The organism is Solibacillus sp. FSL H8-0538 (assembly GCF_038003525.1).
Taxonomy (GTDB): domain Bacteria; phylum Bacillota; class Bacilli; order Bacillales_A; family Planococcaceae; genus JBBOPI01.
This window is the reverse complement of record NZ_JBBOPI010000001.1, coordinates 515,944-539,502: the sequence shown is the minus strand read 5'-3', so window position 1 is coordinate 539,502 and position 23,559 is coordinate 515,944. Positions and strand designations below refer to the sequence as shown.

Genomic DNA, 23,559 nt, shown 5'->3' with positions numbered 1-23,559 from the left:
AATTGTTCTTTCTTTCAATTATATGTGACAATGCGGGTGTTTACACGGATTAATAAAACAAAAACTACCAACACTAATAGGTGAAGGTAGTTTTACATTATTGCTTTTTTAGTTTTGCCAATACCTTTTCCATTAACTCATCTTCAGTTAATGCAGCTACTGGTCTGCTATTTACGAATGTAAATGTTTTTTTACGGCCTGGACCGCAGTATGAATGACAGCCAATTTCAATCGTCGCTTCTGGATCAATCTCTTTTAATTTGGGAATTAACGTTTTTAAATTAACGGCCTGACATTCATCGCAAACTCGGAATTCGTTTGCCATTGTGTCAACACCCTTTCTCTTTTAATTTACATACATTATTGTGTCATAAGTTTTAACCTATCAGCTATTGTAGCGTAAAATACGTCCTTCCTTCAAGCAATAACAGACTATCTCCGTCAAAGGTCTTAATTGAATTTATATCTTTCTCTAATGTTCTGTCACAAAGAATGAATAATTATGGATATAGATGGACATGATAGATTTTGAACAACAAAACTATGAACATGTCAGGAGGTTTACACATTGGTAAAAATTAGACAGGACGCTTGGATGAAAGAAAATGATGAATTGTTAGCCGAAGCCGTACTACGTCATGTTAAAGAAGGTAGTACGCAATTAAATGCATTTGAGGAAGCCGGAGACACTCTCAATCGTACAGCAGCTGCATGTGGCTTTCGCTGGAATGCCGTCGTTCGTCGCATCTATGAAAACGAGCTTGCTTTAGCAAAAAAAGAGAGAAAAGAAAGAATGAGAGTGCTAGGTGTCTCTCCAAAACGCCGTGTGAATCACCTATACTTACTCCCTTCTAATTCCGAAGAGGAAACGAAATCAATCCCATTATCTGCATTGTCATTAGATATCGTTATTGCATATTTAGTGCGTTTGCAACATACTCATACCGCGGAACATGAAGCACTAAAATGGAAGCAAGTTGCAAGCATCGTAACAGACAAGAAAAACGAACTTGAAAAGCAGCTCGAAAAGTTACAAAGGGAAAATAAAGAGATAAAAGAAGACTACGAGCAATTCGTTTCGATTATGAACCGTGCACGCAGACTCGTTACGCTTGAAACAGATGAAGAACGAGTTGCCCCTATGTTTAAAATGGAGAAGAATGGGAACCTTATAGCATCCACTCATTCTAGTGAGTCCGACGAAGTGCATATGTAGCACTTCGTTTTTTTATTTTTTTTCGTTATGAAAATGCTTTCATACTTCCCTATTATTAAGTAAAATAAAAGAGAAGAAAATTTATTTCAAAACTATAATATACTTATGAAAATATATTTATATACGAAAGGACTTTGAGTATGAGCAAAATTTCTACCTATTTAGGTGTCGATATTGGCACAACTGGGACAAAAGCCGTATTATACAACGATCAAGGGCAAGTGTTACATGTTGGTCGCTGTGAATATCCACTTTATAGTCCCATTCCATCTGTTGCCGAACAGAATCCAGATGAGATTTACGCAGCAGTAAAACATTCGATTCGCGAGGCAGTTTCTTACGAGCTGGAACATGAATTGCAATTTATCTCTTTTAGCGCAGCGATGCATAGTGTCATTGCTGTTGATGAAAGGGGCAAACCGTTGTCAAATTGTATTACATGGGCGGATAGCCGTGCGACAAAGTGGGCAAATAAAATAAAGTCTGAGTTGAACGGCCATGAAATTTATTTACGCACAGGGACGCCGATTCATCCGATGTCACCACTAGCAAAAATCACATGGATTCGTCATGACAAACAAGAGTTATTTAATGCCACTTCAAAATTTATCGGTATTAAAGAATATGTTTTTTATCAATTTTTTGGTCGCTTCCTAGTTGATCATTCGATTGCATCTGCAACCGGGATGTTTAATTTATTTACGAAAGACTGGGACGCGGAGGCACTTGAGGTTGCGGGTATTTCGAAAGATCACCTTTCTACACTTGTGCCAACGACGGAAGTGATTACAAACTTACATGAGGAGATTGCAGCAGAACTAAACATTGCTCCTACTACTCGTTTTATTATCGGTGCCAATGATGGCGTACTATCAAATTTAGGTGTAAATGCCATTGACCCGGGTGTTGTGGCTGTAACAATCGGTACAAGCGGAGCTATTCGTACAGTAACGAATAAACCTTCAACAGATTCAAAAGGACGTATTTTTTGTTACGTATTAACAGATGAGCACTGGGTAATTGGCGGACCTGTGAATAACGGTGGCATGACGTTCCGCTGGGTACGCGATGAGCTTGCGTCTGCAGAAGTAGAAACGGCAAAACGTCTTGGCATTGACGCTTATACGGTATTAACAAAAATTGCTGAACGCGTTCAACCAGGTGCGGACGGTCTATTATTCCATCCGTATTTAGCAGGAGAACGTGCGCCGCTATGGAATGCAAATGCGCGTGGTTCTTTCTTCGGACTTGGCTTGCATCATAAGCGCGAGCATATGATTCGTGCTGTACTTGAAGGGGTTATTTTCAATTTGTACACTGTGCTATTAGCGCTTGAGGAAATGATTGGTATTCCACAGAAAATCCAAGCAACAGGCGGCTTTGCGCGTTCTGATTTATGGCGTCAAATGATGGCGGATATTTTCAATCAGCCTGTAACGGTGCCAGAAAGCTATGAAAGTTCATGCCTTGGTGCAGTTGTCCTTGGACTTTATGCTATCGGAGAAATTGAAGACTTCTCTATTATTTCTGAATGGGTAGGTTCCACGCATCATCACGAGCCAATTGAAGAGCATGTTGAAATTTATAATGAACTTGCCCCAATTTACATTCGTTTATCTCGCAAATTTAATGAAGAATATGAGCCTATCGTTGAATTCCAAAATAAATGGGTGAAATAGAGTGTGACGTGACGTTGTTGAGCTATGGGATACTGGCTAGTTTGACTGGAATACTGGCGACTTTGACTGGAATACTGGCGACTTTGGCCGCAATACTGATGAGGCTCGACCAGAATTCGTCCAGCTAGCTTCCTACTCCCCACCCATTAAAAAGGCTGTTTTCCGGAAATCTAATTCCGAAAAACAGCCTTTTTTTAGTTATTTTTTTACGACTGCGTGGCCACCGAATTCATTGCGTAGTGCTGCAACAACTTTTCCAGTGAATGTATCGTCTTCTTGAGAACGGTAACGCATCATTAGTGCAAGTGTAGTAACTGGTACTGGTGCTTGTAGTTCAAGCGCTGTTTCAACAGTCCATTTCCCTTCACCAGATGAGTTCATAACACCGCGGATGCCGTCTAATTTTGCATCTTTTGAAAACGCATTTTGTGTTAATTCCATTAACCAAGAACGGATAACTGAACCGTTATTCCACACTTGCGCTACTTGCTCGTAGTTGAAATCAAACGGGCTTTTTTCTAATACTTCAAAGCCTTCTGCAATTGCTTGCATCATGCCATATTCAATCCCATTGTGAATCATTTTCAGGAAATGACCGCTACCTGCTGCACCAGCATACACATAGCCTTTATCCACACAAATATCTTTAATAAATGGTTCAATATGGTCAAACGCTTCTTTCGGTCCACCGATCATCATACATGCACCGTGACGAGCGCCTTCTGTTCCACCACTTGTACCAACGTCCATAAAGTGAATGCCTTGTTTAGCAAGCTCAGCTGCAAATGCTGTGGATTCTTTATAATGAGAGTTCCCGCCATCAATTAAAATATCGCCTGCTTCAAGTAAAGGTGCGACTTTCGCTACTGTTTCTTTCGTAATTTCACCCGCTGGAACCATTAACCAAAGTACGCGTGGAGTAGCCATACTAGCAACTAATTCCTCAATTGAAGTATATGTTTTGCCTCCTTTTGCTTCGAATTCTTTTACAGCTGCTTCGTTAATATCAAACGCCTGCACCTCGTAGTTATGATCCATTAAATTTAACCCTAAGTTAAAGCCCATTTTTCCTAATCCAACTAAACCAACTTGCATAAATGTCCGCCTACTTTCTATTATTTCGGTGTTTTAAAGAACGCTATGAAACGCTTTTGTGTATGCTATACTACAGTTACTAATTGATGTTGAAGGAGCCTTTCTATGACTCAAAATACGATTCGCAAAATCCAATCTTTGTATGCACGTCTTAGTGAAAAAGAGAAGAAGATTGCAGATTATATAATCGAAAATCCAAAAAATATTATTCACGCTACAATTAGTGAAGTAGCTGAAAATTTAGCGATGGCTGATGCCACAGTGTTCCGTTTTTGTAAACGTATCGGTTTTAACGGCTTTCAAGATTTTAAAATTGCACTCGCAACAGACACGGTCACACCAATCCAGCAAATTCACGAGGAAATTTCTGAACTAGATGACGAGCTTGCGATTACACAAAAGATTTTCAAGTCGAATATTCAAACGCTTGAAAACACGTTACATATTATTGAGGCTTCTGCGATGAAAGAAGCGGTGAAGCTGTTAAGCAATGCACGGCAAATCCACTTTTTCGGTACTGGTGGCTCCTCGGTAATCGCGATGGATGGTTACCATAAATTTTTACGTACAGGCATTCCATCATTCGCCTTTATCGATTCCCATTTCCAGCTAATGGCGGCATCCCAACTAACTGAAGAGGATGTTGCTGTCATTTTTTCACATTCAGGCGCGAATAAAGATACGATCAACATTTTAAAAACGGTTCAAGAGAACGGGGCAAAATCAATTTCCATTACTGCCTTCCCTAAATCGGCTATTGCACAAAAATCAGATATCGCACTTTTCACTACTTCGGAGGAAACCGAATACCGCTCTGAGGCATTATCATCACGGATTGCGCAGCTCAGCATAGTTGATGCACTGTACGTGAATATTATGGTGCTGCATAAAGATAAGGGGAAACATGCACTTGAAAAAATGCGTAAAGCGATTTCTCAAACACGAATCTAATAACGGAAGAAACTAATCCTACGATTAAGTAGGATTAGTTTTTTTTATGTCTCGGCATTCTCCCGCTCGCAAAGAGTTCGTAGCGCTTGTCCGGTGTAAACGGACACGAATACGCTTTTTTATAGGAACGCGTCTAACGCAAGCGCGCAAGCACATGCTACGAATGATAGAATTGTTTCAAGAACCGTCCATGTTTTAAACGTTTCTTCAATAGTTAGACCTAAATATTCTTTTACCATCCAGAAGCCGGCATCATTTACGTGAGAGAACATTAATGAACCCGCACCCGTTACAATAACAAGTAATTCTAAGTTTACACCGCTCATTGATTCAATAATTGGCGCTACGATACCTGCAGCTGTTGTTAATGCTACTGTTGCCGAACCCGTTGCGATACGGATAAGACCCGCGATAATGAACGCTAGTACAAGTGGCGATAATGACATGTCCTGTGCCATTTCCCCAATCATCGTACCGACACCTGATTCGATTAAAATTTGTTTAAAGCCTGATCCCGCTCCGATAATAAGTGCAATTGAACCGACTGGTAATAAACATTCTTCAATAAACTTCTTAATCGTTTTGCGGTCACGTCCACGCATATAACCTAAAACATATGTTCCAAAGAATACAGAGATTAATAATGAAATTAGCGGACTTCCGATAAATCCAAGTACGCCTTGTGCTGTTTCATTACTCGTAATAGTTCCTGCGATTGTGCCAAGTACCATTAACACAACTGGTAACAAGATTGAGAAGAATGATAAAAATACGCTTGGTAATGTAATTCCTTCTGGACGTTCGCCTGCTTGAAGCAATTCAGGCTCACCTTGTGGTTTTACACGTTTTGAGATAAATTTCGCAAATAGCGGTCCACCAATGATCCCTGTTGGAATCGCGATGATTAATGAGTAAAGTAATACTGTACCAAGGTTTGCACCGTAAATTCCAATGGCTGCAACAGCACCTGGATGCGGTGGAACTAAACCGTGTACGATGGATAAACCAGCAATGGCTGGTAACCCGATTAATAAAATATTTTTCTTCGTTGATTGTTGAATTGAAATGATTAATGGTAACAGAATTAAAATCCCGACTTCAAAGAATACCGGTATCCCGATAATAAAACCTGAAGCAAACATTGCCCACGGAAGTTTCTTCTCACCAAATACTTTAATAAAGAAGTTTGCAATTTGAAGACCTGCACCAGACTCCGCTAAAAGCTTACCTAAAATTGTTCCTAAAGCTAAAATTCCAATTAAGTGTCCGAGCTGACCGCCAACACCTGTTTCATAAGCCGCAACAATTTCCGTAAAGTTCATGCCAGAGAAAATGGCTAAAAATAAGCTAGCCATGAGTAAACTAATAAAAGCATGCCATTTAAAAACCGATACCCCTACAATAACGAGTACGATTGATAACAACGTAATAATTAATAAATAAGCGTCCACTTTGCGCCCCCTTAACCACATAATAAGGACATCATCTTGCCCTATTTTGAAGCGAGATGTGTCTGTCTAATGCTTATCGAAATGTAAGCACTTTCACATTATATGAAAATTATTTTCTTATTTCAATATAAACCTTGAAATATTTTTTACATCAAAAAAACTCTTGATAATTTCTCATTTCAAAAGAAATTATCAAGAGTTTACAATTTTAGCGTAGAAGTGATTCATTACGCTTAAAGATTCGTGTTAAATAGTACGAATAAAGCTCAACTTCATCTTGCTGTAATGGCATGATTTCTAGCTGGTCATCCCACTCTAAAAGAAGCTGCTGAATACGTAAATTCACGTCTTCTACTGTAATTTGTTGTCCTGTCAGTTGTTGGAGTGATGCCATTACATGCGGTGTAATCGTTGGGTATTTAAATTTCGTCTGCTCATTTTGCAAACTTATTTGATAAAATTTCTTAATCAGTTCAGCTCGTTCACTTCCGCTTCCTTCAACACATAAATAAATTTGTACAGCAACACCGTTTTTCATTCGGCGCTGAGAAATACCTGCGAATTTTTGTCCACCTATACTTAAATCATAAGAACCGGGGCAATACGAGCCAACGATTTCAAACGCTTCTATTTTATCTTGTAGTTCAGGAAATATGGCTTTAATAAATTCTACCATCACCTCAAATGCCCTGTTAATGCTAATAGGCTGCTGCTCACTTACTATCACTGATACGTTTAGAACACCGCTGTCCAAAACAACCGCTAAGCCTCCTGAATTTCTTACAATAGGATTATACCCGTTTGCACAGAGTTCATTCATTCCTGCCTCAACATACGGCAGGCGGTGATCTTGAATACCGAGCACAACGGAGTCATTATGTACCCACGTGCGAATCGTTGGCTTTCCTAGCTGCTGTCCGACAAGATGGCAAAGTGTATCGTCCATGGCGAACGATTCAAGTGGTGATGCTGTTTTTGCGCTAATCGACTGATCGATAAAGCGCCATTTTGTTTGTGTTAATAGAGATTCCATGTTGCTAACTCCCCCGTTTTGCGAATAACTTTAGCATACCGCAATTCAAAGTCATGTCAAATTCGTGAAATCCCCTAAATTTGTATGTTTCATGAATGAATTTTTGACTATTTGTGCTACACTTAACTGTGAATGATTTTCAATTACAAGGAGTGTTTATACATGAACGAAGCAGCAATTACTCTAGATGGTTGGTACGCACTACATGATTTCCGTTCAATTGACTGGGCTTCATGGAAATTAGTTTCTGCAGAGGAGCGCAAAGCAGCTACTGAAGAATTTATTCAATACCTAGAAAAATTAAGTTTAGCCGATGTTACAAAAACGGGTTCTCATGCTTTCTACTCGATTATTGGTCAAAAAGCAGATTTCATGATTATGACTTTACGTGAAACACCTGAAGAATTAAACGAGTTAGAAACAGAGTTCAATAAATTAGCGATCGCTGATTTCACAATCCCTACTTACTCTTATGTTTCAGTAGTAGAGCTTTCAAACTACTTATCGGGCGAGTCAAATGAAGATCCATACCAAAATCCACATGTACGTGCACGTCTATATCCAGAGCTTCCACGTTCAAAATACGTATGTTTCTACCCGATGGACAAACGTCGTGAAGGCAATGACAACTGGTATATGCTTGATATGGATGTACGTAAAAACTTAATGCGCTCTCATAGCATGATTGGTCGTAGCTATGCGGGTAAAATCAAACAAATTATTACAGGTTCAGTTGGTCTTGACGATCACGAATGGGGCGTAACATTATTCGCTGATGACATGCTACAATTCAAAAAAATCGTCTACGAAATGCGCTTTGATGAAGTTTCAGCTCGTTACGGTGAATTCGGTGAGTTCCTAGTAGGTAACTTACTTGATAACGATAAATTAGTAAAATTATTATCTGTCTAATTAGAAAAACACAAACGCCTGAGGGAATTCCCTCAGGCGTTTATACTTTCTCTATGGAAAAAAAATCACGAAAATAAAAGAGATGTACTCATACTATTTGGCTCAAATCTTTACGTATTATCGTCGTGTGCTTTTAAAATTAAAATAATTGTGTTAATGAAAACACCAATAATTACAAGGATAATAAATAGGTACCAATGTAATGGCTGACCGTAAATATCCCCCACAATAAAAGACAAAATTGCACTGAGTAAAATACCAATCCAGACACCAACTTGCATGATTTCTTCACTCCTCGGGTTATCCTATACACGAGGCAACATTTCTCTTCTATATCGTCTTAAGATAATACCCACAAATCTAATACTACATTACATCCCCGTGTAATTTTATTTAAGTTCTGAGACTACATGTAATTTTAAAAATCCCTCACGGCATCTTTATATCGCTATGACTACTAGTATATAAATATTCAATCGGCATTATACATTAAATTGGGCATCATTTTTTTGTTGTACGTGCATACACTGTTAGAAAGACTCAGCTCCCCGAAAACAGGGCAAGTTGATGTCCTTCCTTAAATGAATTGGAAAGTTATACTTTCTTATCCACTAAAAAAAGGAGGTTACTCCATCGCCAGCCATTCAAACTACTGACAGTTATACATCATTACTTGCACGACTCATGCGTGCAGAAGCAGAAGGTGACGGCGAACTCGGAATGTAAATGGTCGGCAATGTCGGTGTCAACCGCGTCTTAGCGAACTGTTTAGATTTTGGCGATATTCGCAATTTAGAACAAATGGTTTTTCAGCGTCCTGGTGGATTTGAGAAAACGACGAAAAGCTATTTTTATCAGCGCGCTCGTCCGCAAGACATTCGATTAGCGGAGCGCGTCATTAAAGGCGAACGCTTTCATCCAGCATCACATTCACTTTGGTTTTTTAGGCCAGATGGTGACTGCCCCGCACAATGGTACGGTCAATGGAATACTGGGCGCTTTATAGCCCATTGTTTCTTTGCCCCGACAGAATCTGATTGCCCAGAAGTTTAATAATGAACAAGAAAGGATGCTAAATTGACTTATTACTGGACACCCCCTATGCAGCAAATGAATCCTACTGGTATAACGATTCCCGCCAATACACGAGGTTTTGCTGGTCCTCGCGAGGAATCTTACATTGAAAATATTTTACGACTAAATCGCGGAAAACCAGCAACGTTTTATTTTTCTTTTGATAATGCGATAGAAGGTTCAAAGACGAAAGCTGTGCGTGGAGTTGTAGAAGCTGCTGGTCGTGATCATGCCATTATACGTGACCTAAAAACCGATCACCGTTTCCTATTCCCAATGATTTATTTTGATTATGCGGAATTTGATGAAGAGATGGCTTACTTTACACAAACGCCATAAATGAGAAAGGTCGACTTCGCCCATTGGCAAAGTCGACCTTTTATGTCGTTTAAACGCGGAATTGTTGAATTTCGGTTTGTAGCGCTTGCGCACTTTCACTTAGGCCTACTGCAACACCATTTACTTGTTCCATTGTCGCTGCTTGTTCTTCCATTGCGGCTGCAATCATATCAATGCTTGCTGCTGCATTACTAGCACCGTTTGCGATTTCATTTACTGAGGCAGTTACTTCCTCAGCACTTGCTGAAATTTCTTCTGATGTTGCCGAAATTTCTTGGATTTGCGTCGTCATCTGTTCAACAGCTTGTACGATGGCAGTAAATGACTCGCCTGCATCGCTAATAATGGCAACACCCTCTTTTACAGAAACTAATGAGTCAGAAACAGCCTTTTCTACATTTTCTGTATCCGATTTAATTTCGAGTGTTAACGCGACAATTGAGCTCGCTGAGTTTTTCGATTCTTCGGCTAGCTTACGAACTTCGTCAGCTACAACGGCGAATCCTTTCCCATGCTCACCTGCACGAGCTGCTTCAATGGCAGCATTTAGAGCAAGTAAATTCGTTTGATCTGTAATATCAGTAATAACCTTCGTGATGTTACCGATCTCTTCAGTTTGCATCGCTAGTTTATTTACTAGTGTATTTACAGAATTTGTTGAATCATTAATGACTTGCATTTGCTTCTTCGCGTGATTAATAATTTCGCCACCGTGACTTGCCGTTTCACTCGCATCAATAGAGCTTGAATGTAATGTTTGCGTTGCTTCTGCAATCCGTTGCACACCTGTTGCCGTTTCTTCCATTGCACGTGCACTTTCTACAGCAGATTGTGATGACGCTTGAGCTGCTTCTGCCGTATCACTTACACGCTTCGTGACGTCTTCTGTCGTCGCAGAAATTTCTTGGGTACTTGCAGATAACTCCTCGGCCGCTGCGCTTAACTGCTCAGTATTATTCTGCACGTTTTTAATTAAATTTGCTAAATTATTTTTCATTGTATTAAAGGCTTTACCAAGATCGCCAATTTCGTCACGTGTACGAATCGAAATATCTTCTTTTGACAAGTCACCTGATGCAATAATATTCGCCTCATTTACAACCATTCTTAGTGGAACTGTAATTGTTTTGCGTACAAAAATGACTAAAATTACGCCAAATAATAAACTAATAACTAATACAACAATAGACGTTGTTTTTGAGCTAGCAATGGCCTCTACTGTTTCTTCACTAATACCATCTAGTTGCTTCTCCTGATAGGTAATAATCTCTGATGCGCTGTTTAAAATACCGTCGTTGGAAATTTCTAGTTCATTGTTTACAATTTCCGTTGCTAATTGAATATTGCCTTCCTTATAAGCTTTTAATGCTTTTGCCGCATCTTCATTAAATTTACTATTAAACCCTTCAATTTCACTAATATAACCCTTCATCGTATCACTAAGAGCCACCGAAGCCAGAAGTGCTATTTGTTCATCTAAATAGGTCTGATAATACATTAGTTTTTCTTCGTTCTGTTTCGTGTTTTCTAGCATTAATGCACGTACATATGAACCTTGCATCGCTAAACTAAATTTAATTTGATCTGTTATACGAATTTGTTCTACACGTTGATCAAATGCTTCTTCGGTTTTCTTCTCAATATTATTTAAGCTTAAAAAGTTTATCCCGATTGTAATACATAAAAGAATAATAATTGAGTAAAACGAGGCATTCAGTTTTTTACCTACACTCACTTGATTTCCTTCTCTCTTGTTTGTATACATACTATTAAAATATTTTCCATAATTAACAACATATTACATTGTAGGGTACTTAAATATTATAAACTACTAAAGCAGCATTTTTCATCTTTTATTATTGTTTTTAACGTTCGACTTTTATTATCAACGATTCGATTCTTCCGCCTTCAAGTAGTTTAACGTCGCTTCTCCTAACACTTGTGCAGCAATGAGCATCGCACGCTCATCAAAATCAAAACGGGCATGATGATGCGGATAAGCCTGCTCCCACTCTGGATGTTTTGCACCTGTGATGAAAAACGTCCCTGGAACATGCTCCATATAGTAGGCAAAATCCTCCCCAATCATAAACGGTGGGCATTCGATCACACGTTCAACACCTGGAACTTGTGCTGCAACATCTGCAACGAAATGTGTTTCATTGACGTGATTGACAACTGGTGGATAGCCTAAAATATAGCTATATTCATATGTTGCATGCATTCCTGTACATACCGCCTGTAATAATTGCTCAATTTCCTTCTCTAGTAATGTACGGACATTTTCATCAAATGTGCGGACCGTTCCTTTTAATCGAACTGTATCTGCAATGACATTGAATGGGTTGGTTGCTTCAAAGTGACCTACTGAAACGACAGCCGATTGAAGTGGATCTACACGGCGAGAAACAAGTGTTTGTAGCTGTGTTACAAATTGTGAACCAATGACAATTGCATCAATTGAATGATGCGGCTCCGCACCGTGACCACCTTTTCCTTGAATCGTAATTTCGAAACGATCGGCAGCCGCCATAATTGCGCCTTCACGCACTAAAATATCGCCTAGAGGTGTAGGTGCCCATAAATGCGTACCGAAAATTACGTCCACACCTTCTAAACAGCAGTCTTCAATCATTGCCTTCGCACCACCTGGAGCAAGCTCTTCCGCATGTTGATGAATGAACACTACATTTCCTTCGATCTCTTCACGCATTTCCGCTAATACGTTTGCTAAAACAAGTAGCGTTGCCGTATGTCCATCATGACCACAAGCATGCATAACACCATCATTTTTTGATTTATAGGGTAAATCATTTAATTCCTGAATGGCTAATGCGTCAAAATCCGCACGCAACGCAACCGTTTTACCAGGCTTGCCACCACGTAATGTTGCTACAACTCCGCGTTCACCAACACCCTCGCGCACTTCTAGCCCTAATTTCCGGTGATAATTAGCAATATAAGCCGGTGTATGTACTTCTTGATGTGATAACTCTGGACGTTCATGTAAATAACGACGAATGACTACCATTTCCTCAAATTTCGACTGGAGCTTTATATATAATTCGTTCATTAACAATCCCTACTTTCTAAAATATACGTTGCTTATACTATACAGTATTTTCTAACTATTAAGTCTACTCAAAAAAAAAGATGCTCAATTTGTCATATTTCATACAAATTGAACATCTTTTATTATTTTGCGTATTTCGCTGCACTGATGATTACAAGAACCCAACCAGCTAAAAAGAACACGCCACCAATAGGAGTAACCGCGCCTAAAATTTTTATGCCTGTTACAGCTAGTACAAGTAAACTTCCAGAGAAGAAAACAATACCTACATTAAAGCAAACCATTGCCCATTTTAATTGTTTTACCGCACGAAAAAGTGACGAACTCATTAAAATTCCAACGAATATAAGTGCAGTGGCATGAAACATTTGATATTGTACAGCCGTATTCCAAATTCCCACACCGTAATCATCTAGTATTTCTTTTAGTGCATGTGCACCGAATGCACCCAATGCTACTGCTAAAAAGCCATGAATCGCACCTGAAATAATTGAACCCTTCATTTCCCTGTTACCTCTTTCTATATCAATTTCACCATGCGTACACCCAATAATGGCATTTAAAAATCAAATATTGAATCGCCGTTTGCATCGCTTTCTTGAAGTTTTTGTGAAGGCACTGTTTGTACCGGCTGTGCAGCTACAAATACCGGCTCTTCCGTAATGTCGCGCACCATTACTCGTTCCATTGGCTGCACTGTCTGATCACCTGTTAGAACAACATCACACAGCGCACGTACAGCTGTTAATTGCTCACGTAGTTGCTGCTCCGTACTTGCTTGCTGTGCTGCTGTAACATGCCTTTCAATTTGCTTCACTAACGTTGTATATGAAATCATCGCTTGCCCTCCTGCTGTGGCTTTGGTGAAAACTTCAGGCAGTCCATGCCAGAAGATTGTTTGACTAATATAGAAGGAAGCTGCTTTGTTTTAAAGCCGTAAGCAGAACAGCCGCGTGGATTATTCTGATCCCACGTGACACGAAAATATTTGCATTTAAAGCAATCTACTCTCATCTTTACTCCCTCTCTTTCTAGTACACTTTACCATGATTTAATTGAAATGTTTAGCTTATTGATTACCTAAACTCCAATCAATCGGCTGTTTACCAAGGCGAATTAATACCTCATTTGTATGTGAATATGGTTTGCTTCCAAAAAAACCAAGACGTGCACTAAATGGACTTGGATGTGGGGCTTCTAAAATAATGTGATGCACACTAATGCGTTCAATCAATGCTCGTTTTGCTTGCGCATGTTTACCCCATAATAAAAATACTATCGGCTCTTCTCGCTCGGCTAGTGTTTCAATTACAGCATCAGTAAACAACTCCCACCCCTGCCCTTTATGCGAATTCGCCTTTCCCTCACGTACAGTTAATACAGTATTTAATAGAAGAACTCCCTGTTGTGCCCATTTCATTAAGCTACCCTCTTGCGGAATGCTACAACCGATGTCATCCTGGAGTTCCTTTAACATATTGCGAAGGCTTGGTGGATGCGGTATACCCGGTTGTACCGAAAAGCTTAATCCTTGTGCTTGGCCTGCCCCGTGATATGGATCTTGTCCGAGCAGCACTACTTTGACATCTTGAAATGCCGTTACCTGTAGCGCACGCAATACAGCTTCTTTTGCGGGATACACAGTAGCCATTGCATATTCCTGCTGCAAAAATTGCTCGAGCTGGCTAAAATACGGCTTATCAAATTCTTTAGTTAGCACCACTTTCCAGTCATTTGTTAATTGATTTTTCACGACATTCACCTCTTTCTAACACGGTATATAATTTATTTTAGAAACACAAGCTAAATTCATAGCAATTTCGCACTGACCGTATAGAAAATTATAATTCTGACCATTTTTATGCAGTCAGTTCTGCTTTATAATTTACTATAACTAAACTTTAGTCAACTCAAGGAGATGCGTATATATGTCATTAAAAAAAACATTAACAATTGCCGGCTCTGATACTTCTGCAGGAGCAGGCATGCAAGCGGATTTAAAAGCATTCCAAGAGCATGGTACATACGGAATGGTAGCACTTACAGTAGTCGTAACTATGGACCCTAAAACATGGAGCCACAATGTTACTCCACTCCCAACTGAATTATTAAAAATGCAGATTGATACTGCATTATCAACGGGTGTAGACGCAATCAAAACTGGGATGCTCGCTTCTGCAGAAATCATCCAAATCGCTTCTGATGCGATTCAAAAATCAGGCACAAATTTAGTCGTAATTGATCCAGTTATGGTATGTAAAGGTGACGACGAAGTATTAAATCCTGGCAACACAACAGCAATGATTAATTACTTACTTCCTTACGCGACAGTTGTGACACCAAACCTTTTTGAAGCGGGTCAACTTGCTGGCACTGGTACACCGAAAACAATCGAAGAAATGCAAGTAGCTGCTGCAAAAATTCACGAGCTAGGTGCAAAAAACGTTGTGATTAAAGGCGGCAAAGCATTAGCACATGAAAAAGCTGTAGACTTATTCTACGATGGAAATGAATTCAAACTATTAGAAACAGAAAAAGTAGCGTCAACTTACAACCACGGGGCCGGCTGCACATTTGCTGCCTCTGTATGCGCAAATCTTGCAAATGGATTTTCTGTAGAAGAATCAATTATCGAAGCAAAAGAATTCGTTTCAGCTGCTATTAAACATGGCTGGGCATTAAATGAACATGTGGGACCTGTTATGCACGGCGCAAAACCTCGTTTCGGTGCTCCAGAAGTAACTGTTACAACGCTATAAAACCAAAAGTCACATTGGATGAATTTCATCTTATGTGACTTTTCCTTTTCATTCATACTTAAACTTTACTATACTTATACGTAGAACGATTCGAAAGGAGAGTTAAGATGAAGGAAGTAAATATTGTAGCGCTCCAGGAATTACTTAATTCTTTTGCGAACAAAGATGTATATATACATTTAGAAACGACGAACGGGTCTTACGCAACACATTTTGATGCAAATGTATTTAATGCCGGGGCTTTCATTCGAAACGTTAAAATTCGTTATGAGCTTGGTAAAGTAATTGAAGATACGCCGCACCGCGTCGGCTTAAAAATGGAGCATGGCTGGGTCTACGCACAAGGAATTACACATTATGAATTAGACGAACAAGGTCGCCTACTAATGGCTGGTCTTGATTATTCTGGGAAACTGGCCATCGCGCTCGAAGTTAGCGAAACGCCATTTGCCTATTAAGGAGGAATTGCACATGACCTTACAAAATGAACGTCATATTTTAGCTGTCTATCCTCACCCGGATGATGAAGCCTTTTCTATAGCAGGCTCGATTCGTTTATACCGTAATATGGGTGTTCCCGTTACATATGCCTGCTTAACACTTGGTGAGATGGGACGTAACCTTGGCAATCCACCATTCGCAACACGTGAATCACTACCAGAAATTCGTCGCCGTGAACTGAAGCTTGCATGTGAGGCAATGGGTATTGAAGACTTGCGTATGATGGGTCTACGTGACAAAACAATTGAGTTTGAAGATGACGAAAAAATGGTGAAACTGGTAGCAGATTTAATCGACGAGTTAAACCCTTCATTAATTTTCACATTCCTACCTGGTTTCGCCGTACATCCCGATCACGAAGCTACTGCACGTGCGGTTGTGGAAGCAGTTCGCCGTATGCCAAAAGAACAGCGTCCACGTATTCTCGGCTGTGCCTTTGCCAACGACACTATCGAGAAAAACGGTGAGGCGCATATTGTAACTGACGTCAGCTCGGTGAAAATGGATAAGCTTGATACATTGCGCGCACATGCCTCACAAACTGCTTGGATGATGGACGAAACGACGAAACGTATAGAAGACGGTGAGCCTATGAGTGAAAGCTGGCTGAACGTGGAGAAATTTTATGTTATTCGTCATGAAGACGAGGTAGATCAATCAATGGACAGTGCACATTTGTAATTTAACTAATATTTCAAAGCGAGTAGTTGCTCTTATGCACTACTCGCTTTTGCATTCTATTTTTTGTATAAATATTCACTCTAACTACTCTTTTTAATGTAGTTGATACTCTACTATTGTTGTGGTTAATACATCTACTATTATTCCCACCAAATTGTATATTCAAAATGTATTCGGAGTTTTTTTCTGAATACTCCGTCTATATTCAAAAATATAGACAACTGCATTTTACAAGGTATATAGTGTATAAATATTCAAAAATAAAATTTTATGGGGTTATAATATGAAAAAGTATTCACTATATATATGGTCACTCTTCATCGTTCTGTCTTCCTTAGGGGTGTTCTTATTCATTACACCGGTTAGTACAGCTGACGGCACGAAGGTACCAATCGCCATTTTAGCCAACACACTTGCAGGAAAAGTAGAACCATACATTCACTGGTTCACATATACTGTATTTGTTATTGCAGCGCTTGGGTCTCTTATTATTAAGGCATTCCCAAAACAAAAAAATGCTAAGATCAATCTATTTGATTCATTATTCCGAGTCAACTGGTTCTGGACAAGCATGCGCGTCTTTTCAGTAATCTTTGCAACAATGTATTTATTTGATTTTGGTCCATCACAAATTAATAGTGATGTAACAGCAGGCGTTTTACTAGATCCTGCTAGCGGTCTAGTTACGTACATGTTCGTGCTATTCTTCTTTGCCGGACTTCTACTGCCGCTACTAACAGATTTTGGTTTACTTGATTTCTTTGGCTCGATGATGGTAAAAATCATGCGCCCACTATTCAAAATTCCTGGTCGTGCTTCAATTGACTGTCTAGCATCATGGGTTGGCGACGGTACAATCGGTGTGTTGCTAACAAGCAAGCAATATGAGGATGGAAACTATACCGCACGTGAGGCCGCAACGATTGCGACTACATTCTCAGTTGTATCGATTACATTCTGTTTAGTTGTTGTTGAAACAATCGGCATTCAAGATTATTTCGCAGAGTTTTACGGCACTGTTATTTTTTCAGGGATTTTACTGGCGATTATCATGCCTCGTATTTACCCATTAAAACGAAAATCAGACACATTTATTGATGGCACTGCGCCTCAAGGTAACCGCGAAGAAGTTCCAGAAGGCTTTAACGTGTTTACGTATGGTTTAAAAAATGCGCTAGAAAAAGCAGAGGAAAATAAAAACCTAGGCAAAATAGTTGGTTCTGGCTTAAAAAATGTACTTGAAATGTGGTTCGCTGTAGCACCAATTATTATGGCATTCGGTACAATCGCTTTAGCACTTGCTGAATTCACAAGCTTCTTCCGTATTTTAGGGATGCCGTTTGAACCAATTTTAGCGCTTCTTCAAATTCCCGAAGCCGGTGAAGCCGCACAAACGATGATCGTCGGTTTCGCGGATATGTTGCTACCTTCAATTTTAGGTGCAGGCATTGAGTCAGAAATGACACGCTTCGTTATTGCAACCGTCTCTGTAACGCAACTAATTTACATGTCAGAAGTAGGCGGATTAATTTTAGGGACTAAATTACCGATTAAATTATGGGATTTATTTATTATCTTCTTAATCCGTACAATCATTTCACTACCAATTATCGCGTTAATTGCGCATCTGATATTTTAATTTCAAAAGACTCGAGCTCGTTTGCTCGGGTTTTTTTTTGATTAAATTTCGACAATTTGGAGTAAAACGCTTTCATTATGAACATTTGAGTATTTTTTAAAATTAACGGAATTTTTCCAACATTCTATCATGTATTTGTGATAAAATTAGTCAATGTTTTAGCCAAAACGGAGGTCACATAAAGATGGAAGTTGTACAAACAAAGACAGTTGCTGTCGAAAATGTTTTAATCGCACATCATTTTTTAAAAGATGTTGTTGTTCACACGCCTTTACAGCACAATGATTATTTATCAGAAAAGTACGGCGCTAATATTTACTTCAAGCGCGAAGACCTACAGCATGTTCGTTCATTCAAACTACGTGGCGCTTACTATAAAATAAAGAAAATTGAAGAAGCTGCACGTTTGGCAGGTATTGTTTGCGCAAGTGCAGGTAACCATGCACAAGGTGTTGCCTATGCCTGTGCGAAACTTGAAATTCAAGCAAACATCTTTATGCCAAAAACGACACCAAAACAAAAGATTGATCAAGTTCGCATGTTCGGCCGTGAATTCGTTGAAATTACATTAGCTGGCGATACTTTTGATGATTCTGCTGAAAGCGCACTTGCATATTCCGCGGAAGCTGGGCGAATTTTTATCCACCCATTCGATGATCTTGACGTCATGGCTGGTCAAGGTACGGTAGCCGTTGAAATTATGAATGATATCGAAGAACCGATTGATTATGTGTTTGGCAGTATCGGTGGCGGAGGCTTAATGTCTGGCGTTTCTGCTTATGTAAAAAACCTTTCACCATCAAGTAAAGTTATTGGTGTTGAACCGGCTGGCGCAAGTAGCATGAAGGCCGCTTTTGGAAATGGGGGTCCACTTGCACTTAACTGGATCGATAAATTCGTCGACGGCGCTGCAGTAAAATGCGTCGGCAATGATACGTATGCCCTTTGCAAACAGTATTTAGACGATATCGTAGCTGTTCCAGAAGGCAAAGTGTGTACAACAATTTTAGACTTATACAATAAGCATGCTATTATCGCAGAACCTGCAGGCGCCCTATCTGTTGCAGCACTTGATTTTTATGCAGAAGAAATTCGCGGTAAGTCTGTTGTCGTCATTATTTCTGGTGGTAACAATGACATCGGCCGCATGCAGGAAATTAAAGAGAAATCGTTAATTTATGAAGGCTTACTATACTATTTCATCGTTAGCTTCCCGCAGCGTTCAGGCGCACTTCGCCAGTTCCTAACAGGTGTTTTAGGACCGAATGATGATATTACAACGTTTGAATATACAAAGAAAAACAACAAAGAAAGCGGTCCAGCCCTTGTTGGCATCGAGCTTGGTCACCGCGACGATTATGCCGGCCTACTTGAGCGTATGCATGCAAACGGATTTGAATACAAAGAAGTGAACAACGACAGCACATTGTTTGCGTTGCTGGTTTAATTTTTGGGGTCCGCTCGGCTTAGTGCCGAGCGTTTTTTTTGGGGTTTACTGGCGACTTCGGGTGAAATACTGGCGACAACCTGGAAATACTGGCGACTTCTGAACAAATACTGGCGACAACCTGGAAACACTGGCGACCTCGGGTGAAATACTCGCGACAACCTGGTAACAATGGCGACTTCGGGTGAAATACTCGCGACAAACTGGAAATACTGGCGACTTCGGAACAAATACTGGCGACAAGCTGGAAATACTGGCGACTTCGGAACAAATACTGGCGACAAACTGGAAATACTGGCGACTTCGGGACAAATACTGGCGACAAACTGGAAATACTCACGACTTCGGGACAAATACTGGCAACAACCTGGAAACACTCGCTACTTTGGAACAAATACTGGCGACAAACTGGAAACACTGGCGACTTCGGGACAAATACTGGCGACAACCTGGAAATACTGGCGACTTCGGGACAAATACTGGCGACAAACTGGAAATACTCACGACTTCGGGACAAATACTGGCAACAATCTGGAAACACTCGCTACTTTGGAACAAATACTGGCGACAAACTGGTAACACTGGCGACTTCGGAACAAATACTGGCGACAAACTGAAAATACTGGCGACTTCGGGACAAATACTGGCAACTTCACAAATTAAGAGCCCTAATCCTATATTTCCGATCCTTATAAGAACCCTCGTACTCTAAATTCAGAGACTTTAACAATCGTTTTGTCGCATCTATTGAATCAATTCCAAAAAACATCCGAAACTCTCTATTCGAAATCCACTCACTTACTAATAATCGATAATCCTCCAGTGCTTCAAGTAACCCTTCGTTGCTTCGCGTCCGACATGTAGGACATTCAAATTTTCCGTAGTTGAACAACATTACTACTTGATAATCACATTTTTTGCAAAGAACGCCTCTCCGTATACGTGACGAATCAACCACTAACTTCCTTTGCGGCTCCGTTTTGATTTTCAATAGTTTTTGACTAAGTTGTTGCAATTCCTGACTTGATACATGCGCTTCATACTTACTAAAGAGCTTGTATAAATGCGACTCTAATCCACTGCCATGAAAAATAGCTTCATTTTTAGGAACACGCCCAATAATTGTTTTCGAATGAGAAAATACAACGGCATATTCCACTGGTAAACTACCGCCTATAAAATCTTGCAACCACCTTCTATGTCGTCTTACTTGATCAATCGGATTACGAAATCCCTGTACAATTCCATCATCTCTCGTTCGAATGAATTGATGCTTCTCCTCCTCGAAATCTATCCGCCCTGCTATATTTTTGATTTCTAGCAATAATAAGAAGTTCTTACAAAGAAATAAAGTATCGATTTGATGCGAGATATTTTCATTGATTTGAACATAGTAGTCATGAATTAAATAATATTCCCCTTTTAAATTCATGTCTTCCCAACGCTGATCGATATATAGTTCGCCGGCTAATCCTGTTTGCATACGCCGCAATTCTGCTTGGTAATCTGCTACACCTCTGCGAATAGCTGCTTGTAACGTCAAATCCTTCTCTGATACTCCCCTTTTAAGTGCAATCACTAAAGTACTCACCTCTTTCCGAGATTGTACGTTGTTTGATTGTTTTTTTGCAAATTACGAAAAGTAAAACTTGACTGATTTTCAGCTAGCAAAAACCCCTTTTCATCATATCCATTTTACAAAAAGATCTTCAAAATACTCTGTAACATCGCTTTCATACAAAAAAACTGTAGGCTCGCCCGACGTTCATCGAGTTTGCCTACAGTTCATGTATGTGTTACCCCAACAGTGCTCTGTCAGAGTTCATTTTTTCGCCGCGGATGCGTTCGAATTCAGCCATTAAATCCGGGATTGTGAGGCCTGGTTTCTGTTCTGCGCCGATTTCTAAAATGATTTGTCCTTTATCCATCATAATTAAACGATTACCAAGGTCAAGTGCTTGTTGCATATTATGTGTAACCATTAGTGTCGTTAGTTGGTCCGCTTCAACAAGCTGTTTCGTTAAGCGGGTAATTAGCTCTGCACGTGAAGGGTCAAGTGCAGCGGTATGCTCATCCAGTAGTAAAATAGACGGCTTCGTAAACGTGGCCATCAACAAAGATAACGCCTGGCGCTCACCACCTGAAAGAAGTCCCACCTTCGCACTTAAACGATTTTCAAGGTTTAAATGAAGCTTCGCTAAAGACTCCTTAAAAAACTCACGACGCTTACGATCTACCCCGCTTCGCATTCCACGCTTGCCGTTTCGTGAATAAGCAATAGCTAAGTTTTCCTCGATTGTCATAGAAGGTGCTGTACCTGCCATTGGATCTTGAAAGACACGTCCGATAAACTGCGAACGCTTATGCTCCGGTAGTCTTGTTACATCCGTCCCATCAATTGTTACCGTACCAAAATCAGGTGATAGTGCACCGGAAATCATATTCATCATCGTCGATTTCCCTGCACCATTACTTCCGATAATTGTCACAAAATCGCCAGGAGCGAGATGCAAATTAATATTATCTAAAGCTATCTTCTCATCCGGTGTGCCTTCGTTGAAAATTTTATTAATGCCATCCAGTTTAAGCAAGGTGATTCCCTCCTTGCTCGATTGCAACAGCGCCCGCTTTTTGAGCAGACAACCGATCTTCTAAACGTTTCGCCTTACGTTTTTTCTCTTTGCGTTTATCCAACACTTGTGGAATAACAAGCGCTAAAATTACGATAATCGCAGTAATTAACTTCATGTCCCCTGTATCTAGCCAGCCGACACGTAGCGCAATTGCATAAATTAACCGATAAATAACCGCTCCAGCTACAACAGCAAATGTTGTGCGAACAATCGATTTTGTTCCGAAAATTGCTTCCCCGATAATAACAGAAGCAAGACCAATCACGATCATCCCGATTCCTAAACCAATGTCGGCAAATTTTGTGTATTGTGCAATTAATGCACCTGATAATGCTACAAGTGCATTTGATATACCAAGACCAAAAATAATTAACGTATCTGTATTCGCAGAAAAACTACGAATCATCCGTTTATTGTCTCCTGTTGCACGAATGGCTAGGCCGACTTCCGTTTTTAAGAACCAGTCTGCGATGAATTTAATGCAGATTGTTAACATTAACACGACGACAAGTGTACCCCATGTTGAAGGCACTGACTCTAGCCCCATTCCACGTAATGCATCTGAAATTGCCGCATCAATTCCAAGGTTACTCCAGAACCCTTGGAACAATGAAAACACTGTATCTGTATTCAAAAGAGGAATATTAGGACGCGTTACGCCGGTATCAGAAGATAGTCCCATAATCCGTAGATTGATTGAATACAATGCAATCATCATTAAAATCCCTGATAAAAGCGGATTAATTTTGCCCTTTGTGTGTAAAATCCCTGTCATACATCCTGCAATAAATCCCGCAACAATTGCTGTTAATGTAGCAAGTATCGGGTGGTAGCCAAGCACAATCATCATCGCTGCTGTGCCGGCACCCGTTACGAAACTGCCATCAACCGTTAAATCCGGAAAATCTAACACTCGGAATGTTAAATACACTCCGAGTGCCATAATTGCATAGATGATTCCTTGCTCAACCGAACCAAACAAAGCTGTAAACACGTTGAATCATCTCCTAACATTTAATTCTTATTGTCTAGGCATTTGTACCACACCCTCGATGTCGCATGGATACGACGCTCTC

The 23,559-nt window shown here is 40.0% G+C and carries 24 protein-coding genes and 1 pseudogene; 11 read left to right on the top strand and 14 right to left on the bottom strand.

Going from position 1 to position 23,559, the window contains the following annotated elements; translation table 11 throughout:
* Positions 1 to 97 precede the first annotated feature (97 nt).
* Positions 98 to 325, bottom strand: coding sequence for a DUF1450 domain-containing protein (locus tag MHH87_RS02540; protein ID WP_340747761.1), 228 nt, complete (start codon positions 323 to 325; stop codon positions 98 to 100).
* Between the two features lie 243 nt (positions 326 to 568).
* Between MHH87_RS02540 and MHH87_RS02535 the strand changes: the two genes are divergently transcribed.
* A complete protein-coding gene (locus MHH87_RS02535; RefSeq protein ID WP_340747760.1) occupies positions 569 to 1,216 on the top strand; it encodes an RsfA family transcriptional regulator in 648 nt (215 codons plus the stop codon).
* A 140-nt stretch (positions 1,217 to 1,356) separates the two neighbouring features.
* Positions 1,357 to 2,895 (top strand): gluconokinase, encoded by a 1,539-nt coding sequence (gene gntK, locus MHH87_RS02530; protein WP_340747759.1) that lies wholly within the window; start codon positions 1,357 to 1,359, stop codon positions 2,893 to 2,895.
* Between the two features lie 198 nt (positions 2,896 to 3,093).
* On the opposite strand, the gene gnd is transcribed toward gntK, so the two are convergent.
* Entirely contained in the window at positions 3,094 to 3,990 is an 897-nt protein-coding gene (gnd, locus tag MHH87_RS02525) for a phosphogluconate dehydrogenase (NAD(+)-dependent, decarboxylating) (RefSeq protein WP_340747758.1), read from the bottom strand.
* A 105-nt stretch (positions 3,991 to 4,095) separates the two neighbouring features.
* On the opposite strand from gnd, the gene MHH87_RS02520 reads away from it, so the two are divergent.
* The gene (locus MHH87_RS02520) at positions 4,096 to 4,941 is read left to right on the top strand and encodes a MurR/RpiR family transcriptional regulator (RefSeq protein ID WP_340747757.1); all 846 of its coding nucleotides are present in this window, start codon (positions 4,096 to 4,098) and stop codon (positions 4,939 to 4,941) included.
* 119 nt (positions 4,942 to 5,060) lie between these two features.
* Here the strand turns inward: MHH87_RS02520 and MHH87_RS02515 are convergent, their stop codons facing one another.
* Together MHH87_RS02515 and MHH87_RS02510 are read right to left on the bottom strand one after the other, a co-directional pair.
* Positions 5,061 to 6,392, bottom strand: a complete 1,332-nt coding sequence (locus tag MHH87_RS02515) for a GntT/GntP/DsdX family permease (RefSeq protein ID WP_340747756.1) — start codon at positions 6,390 to 6,392, stop codon at positions 5,061 to 5,063.
* Positions 6,393 to 6,600: 208 nt separating this feature from the next.
* Complete coding sequence (locus MHH87_RS02510; protein WP_340747755.1) at positions 6,601 to 7,425, bottom strand: lipoate--protein ligase family protein; 825 nt, start codon at positions 7,423 to 7,425, stop codon at positions 6,601 to 6,603.
* 162 nt (positions 7,426 to 7,587) lie between these two features.
* On the opposite strand from MHH87_RS02510, the gene hemQ reads away from it, so the two are divergent.
* Entirely contained in the window at positions 7,588 to 8,337 is a 750-nt protein-coding gene (gene hemQ, locus MHH87_RS02505; protein WP_340747754.1) for a hydrogen peroxide-dependent heme synthase, read from the top strand.
* 110 nt (positions 8,338 to 8,447) lie between these two features.
* On the opposite strand, the gene MHH87_RS02500 is transcribed toward hemQ, so the two are convergent.
* On the bottom strand, positions 8,448 to 8,618 hold the full coding sequence (locus MHH87_RS02500; protein ID WP_340747753.1) for a hypothetical protein: 171 nt from the start codon (positions 8,616 to 8,618) through the stop codon (positions 8,448 to 8,450).
* A gap of 403 nt (positions 8,619 to 9,021) precedes the next feature.
* Here MHH87_RS02500 and MHH87_RS02495 point away from each other — a divergent pair.
* Positions 9,022 to 9,390, top strand: a pseudogene (locus tag MHH87_RS02495) (cell wall hydrolase).
* A 48-nt stretch (positions 9,391 to 9,438) separates the two neighbouring features.
* A complete protein-coding gene (gerQ, locus tag MHH87_RS02490) occupies positions 9,439 to 9,750 on the top strand; it encodes a spore coat protein GerQ (protein WP_340750858.1) in 312 nt (103 codons plus the stop codon).
* Positions 9,751 to 9,799: 49 nt separating this feature from the next.
* Here the strand turns inward: gerQ and MHH87_RS02485 are convergent, their stop codons facing one another.
* The 6 genes from MHH87_RS02485 to MHH87_RS02460 all read right to left on the bottom strand — a co-directional run bounded on the left by MHH87_RS02485 (position 9,800) and on the right by MHH87_RS02460 (position 14,576).
* The gene (locus tag MHH87_RS02485; RefSeq protein ID WP_340747752.1) at positions 9,800 to 11,485 is read right to left on the bottom strand and encodes a methyl-accepting chemotaxis protein; all 1,686 of its coding nucleotides are present in this window, start codon (positions 11,483 to 11,485) and stop codon (positions 9,800 to 9,802) included.
* 150 nt (positions 11,486 to 11,635) lie between these two features.
* Positions 11,636 to 12,823: a M20 family metallopeptidase gene (locus tag MHH87_RS02480; RefSeq protein ID WP_340747751.1), complete on the bottom strand. Its 1,188-nt coding sequence runs from the start codon at positions 12,821 to 12,823 to the stop codon at positions 11,636 to 11,638.
* 122 nt (positions 12,824 to 12,945) lie between these two features.
* Positions 12,946 to 13,326: a DUF423 domain-containing protein gene (locus MHH87_RS02475; RefSeq protein WP_340747750.1), complete on the bottom strand. Its 381-nt coding sequence runs from the start codon at positions 13,324 to 13,326 to the stop codon at positions 12,946 to 12,948.
* Between the two features lie 56 nt (positions 13,327 to 13,382).
* The gene (locus MHH87_RS02470; RefSeq protein ID WP_340747749.1) at positions 13,383 to 13,661 is read right to left on the bottom strand and encodes a YwdI family protein; all 279 of its coding nucleotides are present in this window, start codon (positions 13,659 to 13,661) and stop codon (positions 13,383 to 13,385) included.
* Positions 13,658 to 13,837, bottom strand: coding sequence for a uracil-DNA glycosylase (locus MHH87_RS02465; RefSeq protein ID WP_340747748.1), 180 nt, complete (start codon positions 13,835 to 13,837; stop codon positions 13,658 to 13,660). Before MHH87_RS02465 ends, MHH87_RS02470 begins: the two co-directional genes overlap by 4 nt.
* Before the next feature lie 55 nt (positions 13,838 to 13,892).
* Positions 13,893 to 14,576, bottom strand: coding sequence for a uracil-DNA glycosylase (locus tag MHH87_RS02460; RefSeq protein ID WP_340747747.1), 684 nt, complete (start codon positions 14,574 to 14,576; stop codon positions 13,893 to 13,895).
* A gap of 175 nt (positions 14,577 to 14,751) precedes the next feature.
* Between MHH87_RS02460 and thiD the strand changes: the two genes are divergently transcribed.
* The 5 genes from thiD (at position 14,752) to ilvA (ending at position 19,850) form a co-directional block, all read left to right on the top strand.
* Positions 14,752 to 15,582: a bifunctional hydroxymethylpyrimidine kinase/phosphomethylpyrimidine kinase gene (thiD, locus tag MHH87_RS02455; RefSeq protein ID WP_340747746.1), complete on the top strand. Its 831-nt coding sequence runs from the start codon at positions 14,752 to 14,754 to the stop codon at positions 15,580 to 15,582.
* Between the two features lie 107 nt (positions 15,583 to 15,689).
* Positions 15,690 to 16,040: a YojF family protein gene (locus tag MHH87_RS02450; RefSeq protein ID WP_340747745.1), complete on the top strand. Its 351-nt coding sequence runs from the start codon at positions 15,690 to 15,692 to the stop codon at positions 16,038 to 16,040.
* Positions 16,041 to 16,053: 13 nt separating this feature from the next.
* Positions 16,054 to 16,764, top strand: coding sequence for a bacillithiol biosynthesis deacetylase BshB2 (bshB2, locus tag MHH87_RS02445; protein WP_340747744.1), 711 nt, complete (start codon positions 16,054 to 16,056; stop codon positions 16,762 to 16,764).
* 283 nt (positions 16,765 to 17,047) lie between these two features.
* Complete coding sequence (locus tag MHH87_RS02440) at positions 17,048 to 18,403, top strand: YjiH family protein (protein ID WP_340747743.1); 1,356 nt, start codon at positions 17,048 to 17,050, stop codon at positions 18,401 to 18,403.
* Positions 18,404 to 18,587: 184 nt separating this feature from the next.
* The gene (ilvA, locus tag MHH87_RS02435) at positions 18,588 to 19,850 is read left to right on the top strand and encodes a threonine ammonia-lyase IlvA (RefSeq protein WP_340747742.1); all 1,263 of its coding nucleotides are present in this window, start codon (positions 18,588 to 18,590) and stop codon (positions 19,848 to 19,850) included.
* A 652-nt stretch (positions 19,851 to 20,502) separates the two neighbouring features.
* Here the strand turns inward: ilvA and MHH87_RS02430 are convergent.
* The 3 genes from MHH87_RS02430 to MHH87_RS02420 all read right to left on the bottom strand — a co-directional run bounded on the left by MHH87_RS02430 (position 20,503) and on the right by MHH87_RS02420 (position 23,477).
* The gene (locus MHH87_RS02430; RefSeq protein WP_340747741.1) at positions 20,503 to 21,429 is read right to left on the bottom strand and encodes a nuclease-related domain-containing protein; all 927 of its coding nucleotides are present in this window, start codon (positions 21,427 to 21,429) and stop codon (positions 20,503 to 20,505) included.
* Between the two features lie 217 nt (positions 21,430 to 21,646).
* The gene (locus tag MHH87_RS02425; protein ID WP_340747740.1) at positions 21,647 to 22,441 is read right to left on the bottom strand and encodes an ABC transporter ATP-binding protein; all 795 of its coding nucleotides are present in this window, start codon (positions 22,439 to 22,441) and stop codon (positions 21,647 to 21,649) included.
* Entirely contained in the window at positions 22,434 to 23,477 is a 1,044-nt protein-coding gene (locus MHH87_RS02420; RefSeq protein ID WP_340747739.1) for an ABC transporter permease, read from the bottom strand. Before MHH87_RS02420 ends, MHH87_RS02425 begins: the two co-directional genes overlap by 8 nt.
* Positions 23,478 to 23,559 lie beyond the last annotated feature (82 nt).